This window comes from Sorangium sp. So ce363 (genome assembly GCF_051520435.1).
Classification (GTDB): domain Bacteria; phylum Myxococcota_A; class Polyangia; order Polyangiales; family Polyangiaceae; genus Sorangium; species Sorangium cellulosum_B.
In genome coordinates this window covers 2,339,661-2,353,900 of the sequence record NZ_CP150333.1, presented here as the reverse complement: position 1 = coordinate 2,353,900, position 14,240 = coordinate 2,339,661, and the positions used below count along the sequence as shown (strand labels likewise).

At 70.9% G+C, this 14,240-nt stretch carries 16 protein-coding genes; 6 read left to right on the top strand and 10 right to left on the bottom strand.

Translation table 11 applies throughout. The features are described from left to right. Window positions 1-32 precede the first annotated feature (32 nt). Both WMF12_RS09190 and WMF12_RS09185 read left to right on the top strand, forming a co-directional pair. Window positions 33-785: a metallophosphoesterase family protein gene (locus tag WMF12_RS09190; RefSeq protein WP_437745215.1), complete on the top strand. Its 753-nt coding sequence runs from the start codon at window positions 33-35 to the stop codon at window positions 783-785. 174 nt (window positions 786-959) lie between these two features. Continuing rightward, a complete protein-coding gene (locus WMF12_RS09185; protein ID WP_437745214.1) occupies window positions 960-1,892 on the top strand; it encodes a diguanylate cyclase in 933 nt (310 codons plus the stop codon). Window positions 1,893-2,023: 131 nt separating this feature from the next. On the opposite strand, the gene WMF12_RS09180 is transcribed toward WMF12_RS09185, so the two are convergent. The 3 genes from WMF12_RS09180 to fni all read right to left on the bottom strand — a co-directional run bounded on the left by WMF12_RS09180 (window position 2,024) and on the right by fni (window position 4,563). Continuing rightward, on the bottom strand, window positions 2,024-2,401 hold the full coding sequence (locus WMF12_RS09180) for a response regulator (RefSeq protein ID WP_012234398.1): 378 nt from the start codon (window positions 2,399-2,401) through the stop codon (window positions 2,024-2,026). 2 nt (window positions 2,402-2,403) lie between these two features. Then, window positions 2,404-3,249 carry a GAF domain-containing protein gene (locus tag WMF12_RS09175; protein ID WP_272101442.1) on the bottom strand — a complete coding sequence of 282 codons (846 nt, stop codon included), beginning with the start codon at window positions 3,247-3,249 and terminating at the stop codon, window positions 2,404-2,406. Between the two features lie 225 nt (window positions 3,250-3,474). Next, window positions 3,475-4,563 (bottom strand): type 2 isopentenyl-diphosphate Delta-isomerase, encoded by a 1,089-nt coding sequence (gene fni / locus WMF12_RS09170; RefSeq protein WP_437745213.1) that lies wholly within the window; start codon window positions 4,561-4,563, stop codon window positions 3,475-3,477. A gap of 172 nt (window positions 4,564-4,735) precedes the next feature. Here fni and WMF12_RS09165 point away from each other — a divergent pair, with 172 nt between their 5' ends. Both WMF12_RS09165 and argH read left to right on the top strand, forming a co-directional pair. Beyond that, complete coding sequence (locus tag WMF12_RS09165) at window positions 4,736-5,701, top strand: hypothetical protein (RefSeq protein ID WP_437745212.1); 966 nt, start codon at window positions 4,736-4,738, stop codon at window positions 5,699-5,701. Continuing rightward, complete coding sequence (gene argH, locus WMF12_RS09160) at window positions 5,702-6,994, top strand: argininosuccinate lyase (protein WP_437870056.1); 1,293 nt, start codon at window positions 5,702-5,704, stop codon at window positions 6,992-6,994. It begins immediately after the preceding gene. A 121-nt stretch (window positions 6,995-7,115) separates the two neighbouring features. On the opposite strand, the gene rpiA is transcribed toward argH, so the two are convergent. From rpiA to WMF12_RS09125, 7 genes are all read right to left on the bottom strand, one after another. Next, complete coding sequence (gene rpiA, locus WMF12_RS09155; protein WP_437870055.1) at window positions 7,116-7,814, bottom strand: ribose-5-phosphate isomerase RpiA; 699 nt, start codon at window positions 7,812-7,814, stop codon at window positions 7,116-7,118. Window positions 7,815-7,840: 26 nt separating this feature from the next. After that, window positions 7,841-8,488 carry a phospholipase D family protein gene (locus WMF12_RS09150; protein WP_437870054.1) on the bottom strand — a complete coding sequence of 216 codons (648 nt, stop codon included), beginning with the start codon at window positions 8,486-8,488 and terminating at the stop codon, window positions 7,841-7,843. Further along, window positions 8,485-8,928 carry an acyl-CoA thioesterase gene (locus WMF12_RS09145; protein ID WP_437745208.1) on the bottom strand — a complete coding sequence of 148 codons (444 nt, stop codon included), beginning with the start codon at window positions 8,926-8,928 and terminating at the stop codon, window positions 8,485-8,487. The genes WMF12_RS09150 and WMF12_RS09145 overlap by 4 nt, the downstream gene beginning before the upstream one ends. A gap of 5 nt (window positions 8,929-8,933) precedes the next feature. Further along, window positions 8,934-9,509, bottom strand: coding sequence for a DUF3501 family protein (locus tag WMF12_RS09140; RefSeq protein ID WP_437870053.1), 576 nt, complete (start codon window positions 9,507-9,509; stop codon window positions 8,934-8,936). Between the two features lie 34 nt (window positions 9,510-9,543). Beyond that, window positions 9,544-10,902, bottom strand: a complete 1,359-nt coding sequence (locus WMF12_RS09135) for a hypothetical protein (protein WP_437870052.1) — start codon at window positions 10,900-10,902, stop codon at window positions 9,544-9,546. Between the two features lie 169 nt (window positions 10,903-11,071). Continuing rightward, window positions 11,072-11,500 carry a rubrerythrin family protein gene (locus WMF12_RS09130; protein WP_437591927.1) on the bottom strand — a complete coding sequence of 143 codons (429 nt, stop codon included), beginning with the start codon at window positions 11,498-11,500 and terminating at the stop codon, window positions 11,072-11,074. An 87-nt stretch (window positions 11,501-11,587) separates the two neighbouring features. Next, window positions 11,588-12,238 (bottom strand): Fur family transcriptional regulator, encoded by a 651-nt coding sequence (locus tag WMF12_RS09125; RefSeq protein ID WP_437870051.1) that lies wholly within the window; start codon window positions 12,236-12,238, stop codon window positions 11,588-11,590. Between the two features lie 325 nt (window positions 12,239-12,563). Here WMF12_RS09125 and rpsU point away from each other — a divergent pair, with 325 nt between their 5' ends. Both rpsU and WMF12_RS09115 read left to right on the top strand, forming a co-directional pair. Further along, window positions 12,564-12,788, top strand: a complete 225-nt coding sequence (gene rpsU, locus WMF12_RS09120; RefSeq protein WP_012234386.1) for a 30S ribosomal protein S21 — start codon at window positions 12,564-12,566, stop codon at window positions 12,786-12,788. Between the two features lie 202 nt (window positions 12,789-12,990). After that, window positions 12,991-14,094 (top strand): glycosyltransferase, encoded by a 1,104-nt coding sequence (locus WMF12_RS09115; RefSeq protein ID WP_437870050.1) that lies wholly within the window; start codon window positions 12,991-12,993, stop codon window positions 14,092-14,094. The last annotated feature ends 146 nt before the right edge of the window (window positions 14,095-14,240 follow it).

Sequence of the window (14,240 nt, the reverse complement as noted above, 5' to 3'; positions counted from 1 at the left end):
GCGGCGTCGCTCTCAGATCCTATGCTCGCCGGGTGCGATTGCTCTGCGTCTCGGATATTCACGGCCACGCCGACGCGCTCGCGGCGGTCCTGGCCACGGCCGAGCGCCGAGGGTACACCCAGCTCCTGGTCGCCGGAGATCTCTGCTTTCCCGGCCCGAAGCCGCTCGAGACATGGCGCCGGCTCACCCAGGCCAAGGCGGTTTGCGTACAGGGCGTATCGGATCGCGCCCTGGCGACGCTGGACCTCGACAAGGTCAGGGCGCGGAGCGAGCACGAGCGAGCGCGGCTCGATCGCCTGTCCCAGACGCGCACCGAGCTCGGCGAGCTGATCCTTGCGCGGCTGGCGCGGCTCGCCCCGACGTACCGCCTGCCGCTCGAGGACGGCGGCGAGCTCGTCCTGGTCCACGGCTCCCCGGCGGATCCGCTCGAGCCGATCTCTCACGACATGACCGATGAGGAGGTGCTCTCCCTGCTCGGCGACGATCCGGCGGATGTCGTGATCTGTGGTGGCTCCCACGTCCCGTTCGATCGGATGGTGGGCGGCGTGCGCATCATCAACGTCGGCTCGGTGGGTGAAGCGCCGTGCTCGCTGCGGGGCGACGTGCGGGGCACCGTCGATCACGTGCGTGTCGGTGCGCGCGCTCCTGGCGAGCTTGGCGAGTTTGTGCGGAGCGGTGCCGTCTCCGCGTATGGCACGGGGCACGCCGACGCGACGTTCGTCGAGCTCCGAGCGGGCGAGCTCTGGGTCGAGCAGCTCGTGGTGCCGCTCGGCAGGGCTGCGTGAGCGCGCAGGTGCGCGGGAGCGCTCCGTCGGGAGCGCGCGCAAGGGGTGGGAAACGCTCGAGCCGCGCGAAACGCGCGACGCTCCGTCACGCACCCTACCCGACAGGGAACATCGCCTGTGCCATGCCCTCCCGCTTGAACCTATTTCAAGGATTTAGGATCATCCTCAGGGAGCATGGGCAGCTACCTCCCCGACGATGACTTCGAGGCCACGCGGGTGGCCAACGTTGGGGAGCTCCACAAGGAGATCCCGGCGCGCTCGCCGAAGGACCGCGCCTACCTCATCGTGCTCGCTGGCTCGAACGTCGGCGAGATGTACCGGGTCGAGGGCGCCGAGATCGTCATCGGCCGGGCATCCGGGGCGACCATCCGGCTGAACGACGACGGCATCTCGCGGCGCCACGCGCGCCTCCTCCAGATGGACAGCCAGGTGCTGATCGAGGATCTCAACAGCTCGAACGGGACGATGGTGAACGGCGAGCACATCACGCGCGTCGCCCTGCACGACGGCGACAAGATCCGCCTGGGCTCGACGACCATCCTCAAGTTCACCTACCACGACCACCTGGATGAGTCGTTTCAGCAGCAGATGTACGACGCCGCGCTGCGCGACGCCCTCACCAAGGCCTTCAACAAGAAGTACTTCCTGGATCGACTCGAGACCGAGGTCTCCTATGCGCGGCGGCACGGCGCGCACCTGTCGCTGCTCATGTTCGACGTCGATCATTTCAAGAGGATCAACGACACCTTCGGGCACCTCGCCGGCGACTACGTGCTTGCGAGGATCGCCAAGATCGCGAGCCACACGGTGCGGACCGAGGACGTGTTCGCGCGCTACGGCGGTGAAGAGTTCGGCATCCTGTGCCGCGGCGTGGGGCTCGAGAACGCGGGCATCCTCGGCGAGCGGCTGCGCATCCTCATCGAGGGGTCGGTCTTCGAGCACGAGGGCGTTCGCATGCCGACGACGATCAGCGTCGGCGTCGCGGCGCACCCCGAGCTCGCGGTGCAGACCGGCATGGAGCTCATCGCCGCGGCCGATGAGGCGCTCTACGAGGCGAAGCGCACCGGCCGCAACCGCGTGCTCCTGAAGTTCGGCCCGAAGCCGTAGAGCGGGGCGCGGGTTCATCCCAGCGCCGACCCGCACAGCCGCGGTAGGGCGCCGCGCCGCCCGAGTGGCCGGTGAATGGAATCGTGCGCCCGCAGAACGCGGGCGACGGGGCGCGGCCGCCGGCGCGCGCCTCAGTCGATCTTGAGGAGCTCCTTGACCTTGGCGATGACCTGCGGGGCCTGGATCGGCTTCGTGATGTACGCGTTCGCGCCGAGCTGCAACGCGCGCTGACGATCCTCCTGAGACCCCTCGGTGGTGATGATGATGATCGGGGTGTCCTTGTGGACCGGATCCGTGCGCACGCGCTTGACGAGCTTGAGCCCGTCCATGATCGGCATGTTGATGTCGGTGATGATCACGTCGTACTTGGTCGAGGCGAGCTTGCGGAGACCGTCGACGCCATCGTCTGCCTCGGTGACGCGGAGGTTCTTCACGCGCGCCAGCGCGAAGACCAAGAGCTGCCGCATCATGGGCGAGTCTTCAACGATCAGACACGAGTACTCGGCCATGATCAGTCCTCCAGGTCCAGGAATGCCTGGACGCCAGGCACCTTCCGGCCGGCGTCGGTGAAGAGCCGCGCGTTGATGAGGGCGGGGGCGGCCTGGGCCCCGAGGAGCTTGAAGAGCTCGGTGTCCACGTTCACGAACTCCGTCTTTTGCGGGAGCGTGCTGAAGATCGCGATGACACCCACGGTGCGCCCGTTGAAATCGAGCGGGATCACTGCAGCGGGATCCTCGATGCTCCCCTTGGAGACGTCCTTGGTCTCGTCGAAGAAGATTTCCCCCTTCGAGAATGCCTGGCCGACGACGCCTTCGGTCACCGGCATGCGCACGATCTCCTCGACCGCAACGCCTTCGCTCGCGATCGAGACGAGCTCTTTACCATCGGGAGACGCCAGGTACACGGAGAAGGCGCCCGCCCCGAGGAACTGCGCCAGGAGCTCCTTGAGGTTGCGGAGGACATGGCGCACGTTGCGCGCCGCATGCAGCTGCGACAGCGCGACGTACAGGTTCGCGAGGTTCGCGAGCTCTCCCTCCGCCTCCGAGTAGCGGCTGTTGAAGCGGTCCGAGGCCGCCACCATCCGCACCGACTGCGTCACCAGGTCGCGTTTCTCCTGCTCGAGCTCCTCGATCTTGCGGAGCAGATCGCGGATGGCCGAGTCACTCGCGAGGTGCGCGCGGAGCTTGCCGTTCTCCGACTCGAGCTCGGAGATCTTGTCACGAAGGCGCTCGTTCTCGCGGAGGAGCTCCTCGGTCAGCTGCGCCCCCTTGCGGAAGAACTGCTGAATGAAGGCATCGCGCTCCTTCTTCAGGTCCTCGGGGGGACGATCGCTCGGACGCCCTTTTTTCTCCGTCATTTTATCCCGGGGTTCTCCAGAGCTTCGGACCGTATCATGCGGGGCTGACCGGACGGAAGCGTCGAGCGCGCGCCAGAGGCGTGCCCGGCGCCCCCGCCAAGGACAGCGACCGCTGGGCGCCTTGTCGTCCCCGCCGACAACGTCGGTTCGGCCCCGCCGGCCTTACCCCGGGGACCGGACCCCGCCGTCTCGGCCCCCCTACCCCCGTTGCCCCCACCGCCACGACTACGCCCTCTCCATCTGCTTCATCTGCTTCAGCAACCGGGTCCACCTGCGCAGCTCCCGTCCGAGCAGCACGGGTGCCTTCTGGAGCGACGCGACGTCGCGCGCGCCGACGAGCAGCATGACCGCCCGGAGCTCGGCCTCGACGCTCTCGAGGTACCGCACCGCTGCGTCCCGTCCCCCCGAGACGAACGCCTGGAGGACCGGGCGTGCGATCCCGGCCGCATGCGCGCCGAGCGCGAGCGCTCGAGCGACGTCAAGGCCGCTCGTGATGCCTCCGGTCGCGATGATCGTCTTGAAGCGAGGACGGATAGTACGGGCGATGAGCACCGAGGCGGCCGTGGGTACCCCCCACTCGCGCAGCGCCTCACCGAGGGAGCGGGCCGCACCTTCGGCGCGGGCCGCCTCGACGGCGACCCAGGAGGTGCCTCCAGCGCCGGAGACGTCCAGGTCGCGGACGCCCGCCCGGACCAGGCGGTACGCCGTCCCTGGGCCGATCCCGCAGCCGGTCTCCTTCGCGACGACCGGCACGCTGAGGCCGCTCGCGAGCCGGCCCATCGCATCCAGCGCACCGGCGAAGTCCCGGTCGCCGCCCGGCTGGACCAGCTCCATCGCGGGGTTCATGTGGACGCAGAGCGCGTCGGCGCCGACCTGGGCCACGAGCTCGGCGACCGCTTCCGTCGACAGCGATCGCGCCTGCACGGCGCCGATGTTCCCGAGGACGAGGGTGGTCGGAGCGTGCGCGCGGACCTCGTAGGTGGCGGAGACGTCGCCGTTCAGCATCGCCCGCTGGCTCCCTAGCCCGAAGCCGTACCCGCGCTCCTCGGCGATCTGCGAGAGCTCCCGGTTGATCGCACGCGCGCGCTCCGTCCCGCCGGTCATGGCTGCGATCAGGAGCGGGACGCGGAGCCGCTTCCCGAGCAGCAGCACCGAGGTGTCGATCGCGTCGAGGGAGAGCTCCGGCAACGCGTCGTGGATCAGCTCGACCTGCTCCAGCAGCGTGGTCTTGGCGCGGAACCCGACATCGCCGGTCGCGCAGAGCTCGATGTGATCCGCTTTCCTCTCGGAGATGCCCTTCGCCTCTTCCGTCATGGGGGCACAACTTTACGCGGTCGCCGACCGCCGTCGAAAAGGAAGTGGCATGGACAAAAAAACGCCAAAATTCGCGTCCCCGAGCCAGGCCTTGCCGCCCGGCCCGCCTTCCGCTGCCGCTACCTGGGAACTACCGCGCGACCGCCGCGCAGCGGTGGCATACAGTAGCTGGATGGACCTCCCGGACGAACCGCAGATCCGCTGGATCCTTCGTACGACCGCAACGCTCCTCCAGCACGGCGCGGAGCCGGTGCGCGGGCTGGTGCAGCCGACGGCCGAGTTCTTCCCGGACGCGTTCGACGGCTCGCCAAAGACGGTGGCCGCGCTGATGCTGCGGGTCCAGGAGCACGCCGGGCTCCAGGATGTCCCGGTGGAGCTCGCGGTGGTCACCCCCGAGGGGCAGGCCAGCACGGTGAGCTGCTCGAGCGGCGCATGCGGCGGGATGGCGCTGGAGTCGAAGCTGGAGCGCGTCGCCCCGCGCGGCGACGGCGGGTACCGGGTCGCGCTCTCCGCGGGCGAGCTCCGCAACCCCACGGTGCTCACGACGGCGTTCGTGCGCGCCGTGGCGTACATGTTCCTGAGCGAGGCCGGCGCCTTCGACGCGCTCGCGCCGTCGGACCGCGAGCCCGCGGTGGATCTCGCCGCCGTGCTGCTCGGCTTCGGCGTCCTCGCGACGAACGGCTCCTACCTGTACGCGAAGGGCTGCGGCGGCGTGCAGGTGCACTCGGCGACCAAGATGCCGGTCGACGAGCTCGCGCTCGCGCTCGCCGTCTACTGCCGGCTGCACGACGTGCCCGATCGGACCGCCGCGCGGCACCTCGACGTGACGCCGCGCGCCCACTTCGACGAGTCCGCCGTCTGGGTCAGCTCCAACGCCGCGCTCGTCCGGATGCTGCGCGCCGCGCCGGACCGGATCGCCGCGGACGACTACGCGATCGGCGAGTCGAGGAGCTGGTTGGCCCGCGCGCTCGGCCTCGGCAAGCGCCGGCCGGCGCGGACGGCGGAGGACGAGCTGCGCGAGCTCGAGCGAGAGCTCGCGCCCGCGGCCGGCGCGGCGAAGCCGCGACCGCTGGACGAGGGCAAGGCCAAGAAGCTTGCCGAGATCCGTGCTCTCGTGGACGAGAGCCTGGGGAGCTGAATGAGCGTACGACTGTGGGACAAAGGGGGCGCGACCGACGCCCAGATGCTGCGTTACACCTCGCGCGACGACTGGCAGCTCGATCAGCGCCTGCTCGCGTACGACCTGCGGGCCACGATCGCGCACGTCCGCGGGCTCGCGCGGATCGGCGTGCTCAGCGAGGCGGAGCGGGACGCGCTCGTCCGCGAGCTCGAGGTGCTCGCGGCCCAGAACGAGGCCGGCGAGCTGCGGCTCACCGAGGACGACGAGGACGGCCACAGCGCGATCGAGGCCGCGCTGGTCGCCCGCATCGGCGACGCGGGCAAGAAGGTGCACACCGGCCGGAGCCGCAACGATCAGGTGCTCGTCGCCACGCGCCTGTACGAGCGCGACGCGCTGGACGAGCTCGCCGAGAACGCGACGGCCGGCGCCCGCGCGCTGCTCGATCTCGCCAGGCGCGAGGCGGAGACGCCGATGCCCGGCTACACGCACCTGCAGCGGGCGGTGCCGTCGTCCGTCGGCTACTGGGCCGCCTCGTTCGTCGAGGGGCTCACCGACGCGATCGACGTGGTGCGCGCGACGCGGGCGCTCGTCGATCGCTGCCCGCTCGGGGGCGCCGCGGGCTTCGGCGTGAACCTCCCGCTCGATCGCGTCGGCGTCGCGCGCGAGCTCGGGTTCGCCGGCGTGGCGCTGAACCCGCTCGCGTCCCAGACGTCGCGCGGCATCATCGAGGCGCAGATCCTCGCCGCCGCGTGGCAGGTGATGGCCGTGAGCCGCCGGCTCGCGTGGGATCTCAGCCTGTTCGCGATGAGCGAGCTCGCGTTCATCCGCCTCCCGGAGGCGTTCACGACCGGCTCGTCGATCATGCCCCAGAAGCGCAACCCCGACGTCGTCGAGCTCATGCGCGCGGCGTGCTCCGTCGTCCAGGGGGCGCTCGCCGAGGTGCAGTCCATCGTGGCGCTGCCGTCGGGCTACCACCGCGATCTCCAGCTCACGAAGGGCCCCACGATGCGCGGGCTCGACGAGGCGCTCGCGACGTCGCGCCTCTTGCCGCGGCTCGTCGAGGGGCTCGCGTTCGACCGGGAGCGCATGACCCGCGCGATCACGCCGGAGTGCTTCGCCACGGATCGCGCCGTCGAGCTCGCCGTGGAGGGCGTCCCCTTCCGCGAGGCCTACCGCAAGGTCGCGGCCGAGATCGCGGCGCTCCCGGCCGGCGACGCCGCGGCGAGCCTCCGCGCGCGCGTGTCGCTCGGGGCTCCGGGCAACCTCGCGCTGGACGACCTGGCCCGCAGGCTCGATCGCCACGCGCGCTAGCTCCGCCTGTCAGAGGTCCCGCCATGGGCGGGCGCGCGCCGCGCTGGCGCCGCCCGCCCGAAGGCCGTGTTCCCTGCCCTCGCGTGCCAGCGATCCCCGACGGGATTCGTGACGCGCGGAGCTAGCGCTGACGCGTCAGCTCGCGGACGGCGCCCGGGTCCGCCACCAGCACGAGGGTCGCCATGTCGAGGAACAGCCCCGTGTCGACGACGCCGGGGATCTTGCGGATGCGCGCGTCGACCGCTGCGGGCGCGTCCATCGGGCCGAACGCGGTGTCGAGGATCCAGTTGTGGTTGTCGGTCTGGAAGGGATACCCGTCCGCGTTCCTGCGGATCGCCGGCTTGCCCCCGAGCGCGGTCAGGTGCCGCGTGGCCGTCGTGCTCGCGAAGGGCACCACCTCGACGGGGATGGGCACACGCGAGCCGAGCTTCTCGACGAGCTTCTCGGGCGTGACGAGGATGATGAACTGCGCGGCTTCGTAGGCGACCACGCGCTCGCGGAGGAGCGCGCCGCCGAGGCCCTTGATGAGGCCAAGGTCGGGCGCCACCTCATCCGCGCCGTCGACGGCGACGTGGAGGCGCTCGACCTCCTCGAGCGACACCATCGGGATGTTCTCGCGGCGGGCAAGCGCCTCCGAGCGCTCCGACGTGGCGACGCCCTTGATCTGGAGCCCTCGGCGGACGCGCTCCCCGAGGCGGCGGATGAAGGCCTCGGACGCCCGCCCGGTGCCGAGCCCGAGCAGCATCCCGCTGTCCACGCGCGCGAGCGCGGCGTTGGCGATTCGATCGAGGTCGGAGGGGTCCGGTCCCGCGGTGCTCATGCGCTGCTCATCGGCCATCGGGACCGTCAGCGCAACGGGATTTTGTCGAGCTGGTCGAGCGGCCCCGGGCAGAGCGGCCGGAGCCTGCAGCCCTTGCACTCGGCGCCCGTCCAGATCGCCTCGAACGTCGCCTGCATCTCGTCGAGCAGGAGGTCGTCGTCGGTGAGCACGCCCGCCTCGAAGTTTCGTCGCCCCTCGCCCTTCGCCCCGAGCCCGGCGCCGGTGAGGTTCGCGGAGCCCAGGTAGAGGAGCGCGCCGTCGACGGCGATCATCTTCAGGTGGACCCGCGGGCAGCGCCGCATCTCGATCGGCGGCCGGGGCCGCCGGCGGAGCTCGGCGCGGAAGGCGCGCGACGGGACACCGGCGTGCAGCAGGCGCAGCTCGACCCCCCGGGCGGCGAGCGCGTCGAGCAGGTCGAGGAACGACATGTACCGGCCGCGCGCCCGCGCCCTCGATCCGATGGGCGCCTCCACGCGCAGCTCCTTCACGTTGGCCGTCGCGATCCACACGGAGACGCGCGCGTTCGCGACGGCGCCCATCACGAGCGCGTCGTAATGCGCCCTGTCGCGGAGGAGCGTCAGCTCGACGCGCCGCTTCAGCAGCGATCGCGCCTTCGCCTCAGGTTCGGTCCTCGCGCGTGCCCGCGCCCGCGGGCGCGCCGGCCGCGCGCTCACGCCCGTTGACCAGCGCTGGCGGGCGCCTGCTCGAGCTCGAGGTGAGCGCTGAGCAGCGCCCGGACGTCCTCCGGCATCGGGACCGACACCAGCTGCACGAGGTCGGTGGTCACCACCGTGTGCCGTAGCTCCGCCGACAGCACGCCGTCATGGGCGCGGTGCATGCGGTACCGGAGCGTGGCGCTCCGCCGGCCGATACGGGCGATCGACGTCTCGATCCGGAGCGCCTGGCCGTAACGCACCGGCGCCGCGTAGTCGGCCTCGACCCGCACCGCCGGCAGCCCGATCCGCCGCTCGAGGATGAGCCCGGCGTAGCCTCCGTCGAGCGGCGCGAAGAACCGCTCCATCGCCTCGTGCGCGTAGTTGAGGAAGCGCGCGAAGAAGACGATGTTCGCGGCGTCGACGTCTTCGAACTTGATCGGGCGCTCGAGGGAGACCATCGCGGCTAGGACAGGTCCTCGGCGAGCTTCTCCAGGGTCGCTCTCCCGAGCGGCGCCTTCACCGCGTAGCGCGGGTGCCCGACGACGAGCGATACCGTCGCCTTCTTCGCCTTGATCGCGGCCTGCGCCTCGGCCGGGAGATCCGCCTTGAGGTAATGCACGGCCGTCGTGCGGTCTTCCATCGATCCGTCGCGCTTGCCGAGCGCCCGCGCGGCGAAGCCGTCGACCTCGATCGACACGGTGTCCTCGAGGCCCACCAGATCGATGAGCATCCGGTCACGCAGCGCTCGATCGGGGATCTCGACGAAGAGCGTCAGGCTGAGCTGCCCCGCGCCCGGGATGAGATCGTTGTACGTCTCGATCTCGTGGAGGATGCCGCTCTCGCTCGTGATGCGCTCGGTGCGCAGCATCTCCTGGATCTGGAAGAGCACAGAGTCGCGGTTCTCGAACACCGCGGTCAGGTGGTCTCCGATCCGCACGCGGCGGGGCCGCTTCTCCTCGATGATGCGGCTGCGGAATCGCTCGCGGATCGCCTCGTATTCGCCGATCCCGAGCACCTCGTTGCGATCGATGGGACGCATGACGCTCCTCTCCTTGACGACTTCGGACCGAGGTTCACGGCGTCGGGCCGAGCCCGTACGCGTGGGCGAGCGCCTCGACCGGGTGCAGCACCTTCGCGCCGTTCTCCTTGACCATCCTGAGACCCGCGAGGGTGCAGTCGCTGACGATGACGTCCGCGCCGGCGACGCCGCGCACGAGCTTCGATGCGTACTTGCGCCCGGTCTCGTAGTGGGCCGCCTTCATCCCCCACGTGCCGTCGACCGCCGAGCACTGCTCGATGACGCGCACGTCCGTGTCGGGGACGACGCCGAGCACCCTGGCGCCCGGGAAGCCGATCTTCTGCGCGCGCAGGTGGCACGCGGCGTGGTACGCGATCGTGCCGAGCCCCTTCTTGAACTCGCGGTTGAGCTTCTTCTCGCGGCCGAGCTGGACGAGGAACTCCATCATGTCGACCGTCGCGGCCGCGACCTCGCGCGCCTCCGCCGTCTGCAGGTACTCCGGCCACTCCTTCTTCATCGTGTAGCCGCACGTCGGGCCGATCACGACGATCTTCCTCCCCCTGCGCACGTGCGGCAGCAGGAGCGCGACGTTGTGCTTCACCTTCGCGGTGAAGGCCGCGAGATCGCCGCCGTCGAGGTTCGGCATCCCGCAGCACGTCAGCGCCCCCGCAGGGGTGTCTCGCGGATCGTCCGCCGAGGAGCAGCCAGGGACGTGCACCGCGTAGCCGTTGTGCTCGAGGACGCGGACCGCCGCCTCGGGGACCGCGGGCGTGTTGTACTCGCCGTAGCAGGTCGCGAAGAGCACCACGTCGCCTTGCTTGCCGGCGCCGGCCGCGGCGCCGTGCTCCGCGAACCAGGACGAGAACGGCCTGCGCGCCATCTCCGGGAGCGGGAACTCCGACGAGATCCCGGTCACCTTCTCCTGCACCTTGCGCAGCAGGCGGCTCGCCTGCACGAGGTTCGCGAGCGGCGCGGCGGCGCCGGAGCCCAGCTCGCCGATCAGCTGCGGCTCGCCGAGGATCCTGTCCACCAGCGGGATGCCCTCCCGCTGGGCGCGCACCGCGCGCTCTCGCGCGAGCACGCGCGGGAAATCCAGGAGCTCGTACGCGTGCTCGTCGGCCGTGTACGGGCACTTGATGTAGCAGAGCTTGCATTGCCAGCACTCGTCGCCGACAGCCTTGAAGTCATCGTAGGTGAGGGCCTCGGCACCTTCGGCGACGCCGGCCTCGATGTCCCTGTCGACGCGCGCGAAGAGCTCGGGGAACGAGCCGCAATACCCGACGCACATGCGGCACTCGTGACAGATCTGGAACGTCCGCCGCAGCTCGGCCTCGAGATCGCGGGGTTCGAGATATCGCTCGTCGTTCGGCGAGGTCGCCGGTGGACGGTCTGGTGCACGCCGGATGACGCTCACTGGTCGGTTCCTCTCAACATCGTCAACATGGGGTACGGCGCGAAGGGACGGCTCGCCGCGCGGCCCGGCGCCGGACGGCCTTCGGGGCCGCGATGGCGCGCGCGCCCCGGGTCGAGTCGCCGTCGGTTCGGCGCGCCCCGGAGCGCTCGCGCTCTCGCGTCGGTCGATCTCAGAAGTCGAGCGACTGCAGCGCCTTCGTGAAGCGCCCGGCGTGAGACTTCTCGGCCTTCGCGAGCGTCTCGAACCACTCCGCGATGTCGTCGAAGCCCTCGTCGCGGGCCTCCTTCGCGAAGCCCGGGTACATCGTCTCGTACTCGTGGGTCTCGCCGGCGACGGCGGCCTTCAGGTTCTTCTCCGTGCTGCCGATCGGCAAGCCGGTCGCCGGGTCGCCCGCCTGCTTGAGGTAATCGAGGTGGCCGTGCGCGTGGCCGGTCTCGCCGTCCGCCGTGTCCTTGAAGAGACCGGCGACGTCGGGGCGACCTTCGACGTCGGCGACCTTTGCGAAGTACAGGTAGCGGCGGTTGGCCTGCGACTCCCCGGCGAACGCGTCCTTCAGGTTCTGGTGCGTCTTCGTGCCCGTAAGCTGCTTGGTTGTCATGGGTTCGCTCTCCTTCCTTCGGTTGAACGGCTGGGATGATGAGTCCCTGGTGCCCGCGCAGGTCGGCTCGGCGGCGCGGTGGATCCGCTAGACACGCCCAGGGCGCCGCGCCCCTCGATCCCCTGCAGGGCGGAGTCGACTGCTCGCCGCGCTTCGCCGGGCGTCTTGCGCCTTGCCCCGCGCGCCTTCGCCACCCCGGGTGCCCTTCGCGCAGGCAGCGCAGACCCCCCGGTAGATCCGCTCGACCGCGCGGACCTCGAAGCCGGGCGCGGCCGTGAGGGGCGCGGGGGCGATCTCGTCCGAACGCTCGGCGGATGGGCCTACCGGCTCGCACGGCACATCGCGGACGAGCCCGCAGCGATCGCAGACCGCGTGATGATGCGCCGCCATGTTCGGGTCGAAGCGCGAGGCGCCCGGCGACAGCGACAGCGCGACGCACAGCCCCGCGGACGCCAGCGCGTCGAGCGTGTTGTAGACGGTGGCGAAGCTCATGGTCGGCAGCGCCGGCCGGAGCCGCTCGAACAGCTCCTGCGCCGTCGGATGCGTCGGATCCGCCGCGAGCTCGCGCACGATCGCCAGGCGCTGCGGCGTCAGCTTGAGCCCCGACGCTCGCACGCACGCCAGCATCGAGGCGATCCGGGTATCCTCCTCGACCACGCTGCGCTCGAAGCCGACCGCGCGCCCCCGGACATCGCGGGGCGCGGCCCCCTTTCCAGCAGCTGTCCGCGAGGTGGCCACAGCGAAATGTGTACTTAGAAAGTTTCTCAGGTGCAAGTCCCAATAATTACCGACGGACAGCTGAAAATCCGGGCCTGATGCAGATTTCGGCGGAACCTGGCGAGCCAGACGAGCTTGGCGAGCCAGGCGAAACCAGCAAGACAGGCGAAACCACCAAACAGCCCGGACGTCGCGCCCTGACGTCACGCTCCATGGCCGCCGGGAGGTCTTGCGAGGCTAGAAGGCCTCTGCCATAGTGCGCGCCCCGCGATGCCGGCCCCCCGCCGGCTTGCATTCTGCCCGCCAACTGGGCCAGTTTTTTTCCCAGCAGAGGACGCTTCGAGACATGCCGACCGACGCCATTCAGTGCAAACCGCTCGAGGTCGCCGTGGGCGACAAGGGTATCGAGCGCGCCATCAAGCATCTCAAGAGGAAGATGGCCGCCGAGGGGATCCTCCGCGAGCTGAAGCGCCGCCGGCACTACATGAAGCCGTCCGTGAAGCGACGGAAGAAGGCCTCGGAGGCCGCTCGCCGCCGCCGGAAGCGGTCGAAGATGGACATGGTCGCATAGAGCGACCGCCCCTCGCGCGAGAGCAGCTGGCCAAGACGCAGAAGACGCACACGGACGCTTGATTCGAGCGTCCGCGGCGTGCTCTGCGTCTTGTCATTTTGTTCGTCCAGCAGTTGCCCCGGCAGCGTGGATGCAACCGCGGCTGCGCGCCGGAGCGACGCGGAGGCGGTGCCCGCGCCGCGTCCAGCCTGGTGAGGTCCCCATGCGCGCCGTGGTGGTCACGACGTCCTATCCGGTCAGCGAAGAGGATCCCTCCGGCCATTTCGTGCGGTCGTCGGCGGAGGCGCTCGCGCGCAGCGGCGCCGAGGTCCACGTGATCGCCGCCGGGGGCTCGATCCTCGATCCACCCTCTCGGGACGGCCGGCTCGTCGTCCATCGGGCAGGCGGGGGCGCGCTGTTCGCGTGGCCCGGCGCCGTGGCGCGCGCGCGCGAGTCGCCGCTCCGGCTGCTCTCCGTGGCGCCGTTCGCGGCCGGCGTGCTCGAGCGGCTCCGTGAGATCGGGCCTGTCGATCGCGCGGTGGCGCACTGGATCATCCCGTGCGCGTGGCCGCTCCTGCTCGCGCTTCCGCGCACGCCGCTCGAGGTGCACGCGCACGGCGCCGACGTCCGGCTCCTGCTCCGTGCGCCGCGCGCGGCTCGCGCCGCGGTGGTGAGCGCGCTCCTCCGGCGCGACGCGCGCTTCGTCTTCGCGGCGCGCGCGCTGCGCGACGCGCTCGCAGGCTCGCTCGCTCCGGAGCAGGCTCGCGCGCTGGACCTCGCCTCGCGCGTCGAGCCCCCCGTGTTCGATCTGCCGCCGGTGGCGGGGCGCGCTGCCGCGCTCCGTCGCGAGATCGTGAAGGGCCCCGGCGAGCGCCTCGCCGTCGTCGCGTGCCGGCTGATCCCGACGAAGCGGGTCGAGCTCGCGATCGAGGCGGTGCGCGCTGCAGGACCCGGGTTGCGCCTCGTCGTCGTCGGAGACGGTCCAGAGCGCGGCGCGCTCGAGCGCCTCGCGAGCCACGGCGACCTCGACGCAGGGAGCTCGCGCGGCGCGGGCATCACGGCGACGAGCGACGGCAACGCGGCGGTGCGCTTCACGGGCACGCTCCCGCGGAGGGAAGCGCTCGCATGGATCGGCGCAGCAGACGTGCTGCTGCACCCTTCATCGCACGAGGCCGCCCCCACGGTGATCCGCGAGGCGCGCGCGCTCGGCGTGCCGGTCATCGCCTGCGACGCGGGCGACGTGGTCGCATGGGCCAGGAGCGACGACGGGATCCTCGTCGCGGACAGCACGGCGCAGGGCCTCGCTGCCGCGCTCCGCGGCATCTGATTGCGCCGCTCGGATCGCGCGCCCGCGACGTCGCGCGGAGAGCCCCGGCGTTTTCGTCGGACGATCCGCGCCCCGCGCCCGGCTGCATCCAGCGCCAAACGCCCCGTCTGGAGCGCGTCTGCGATCCTCGATGCGATGCCCTTGCA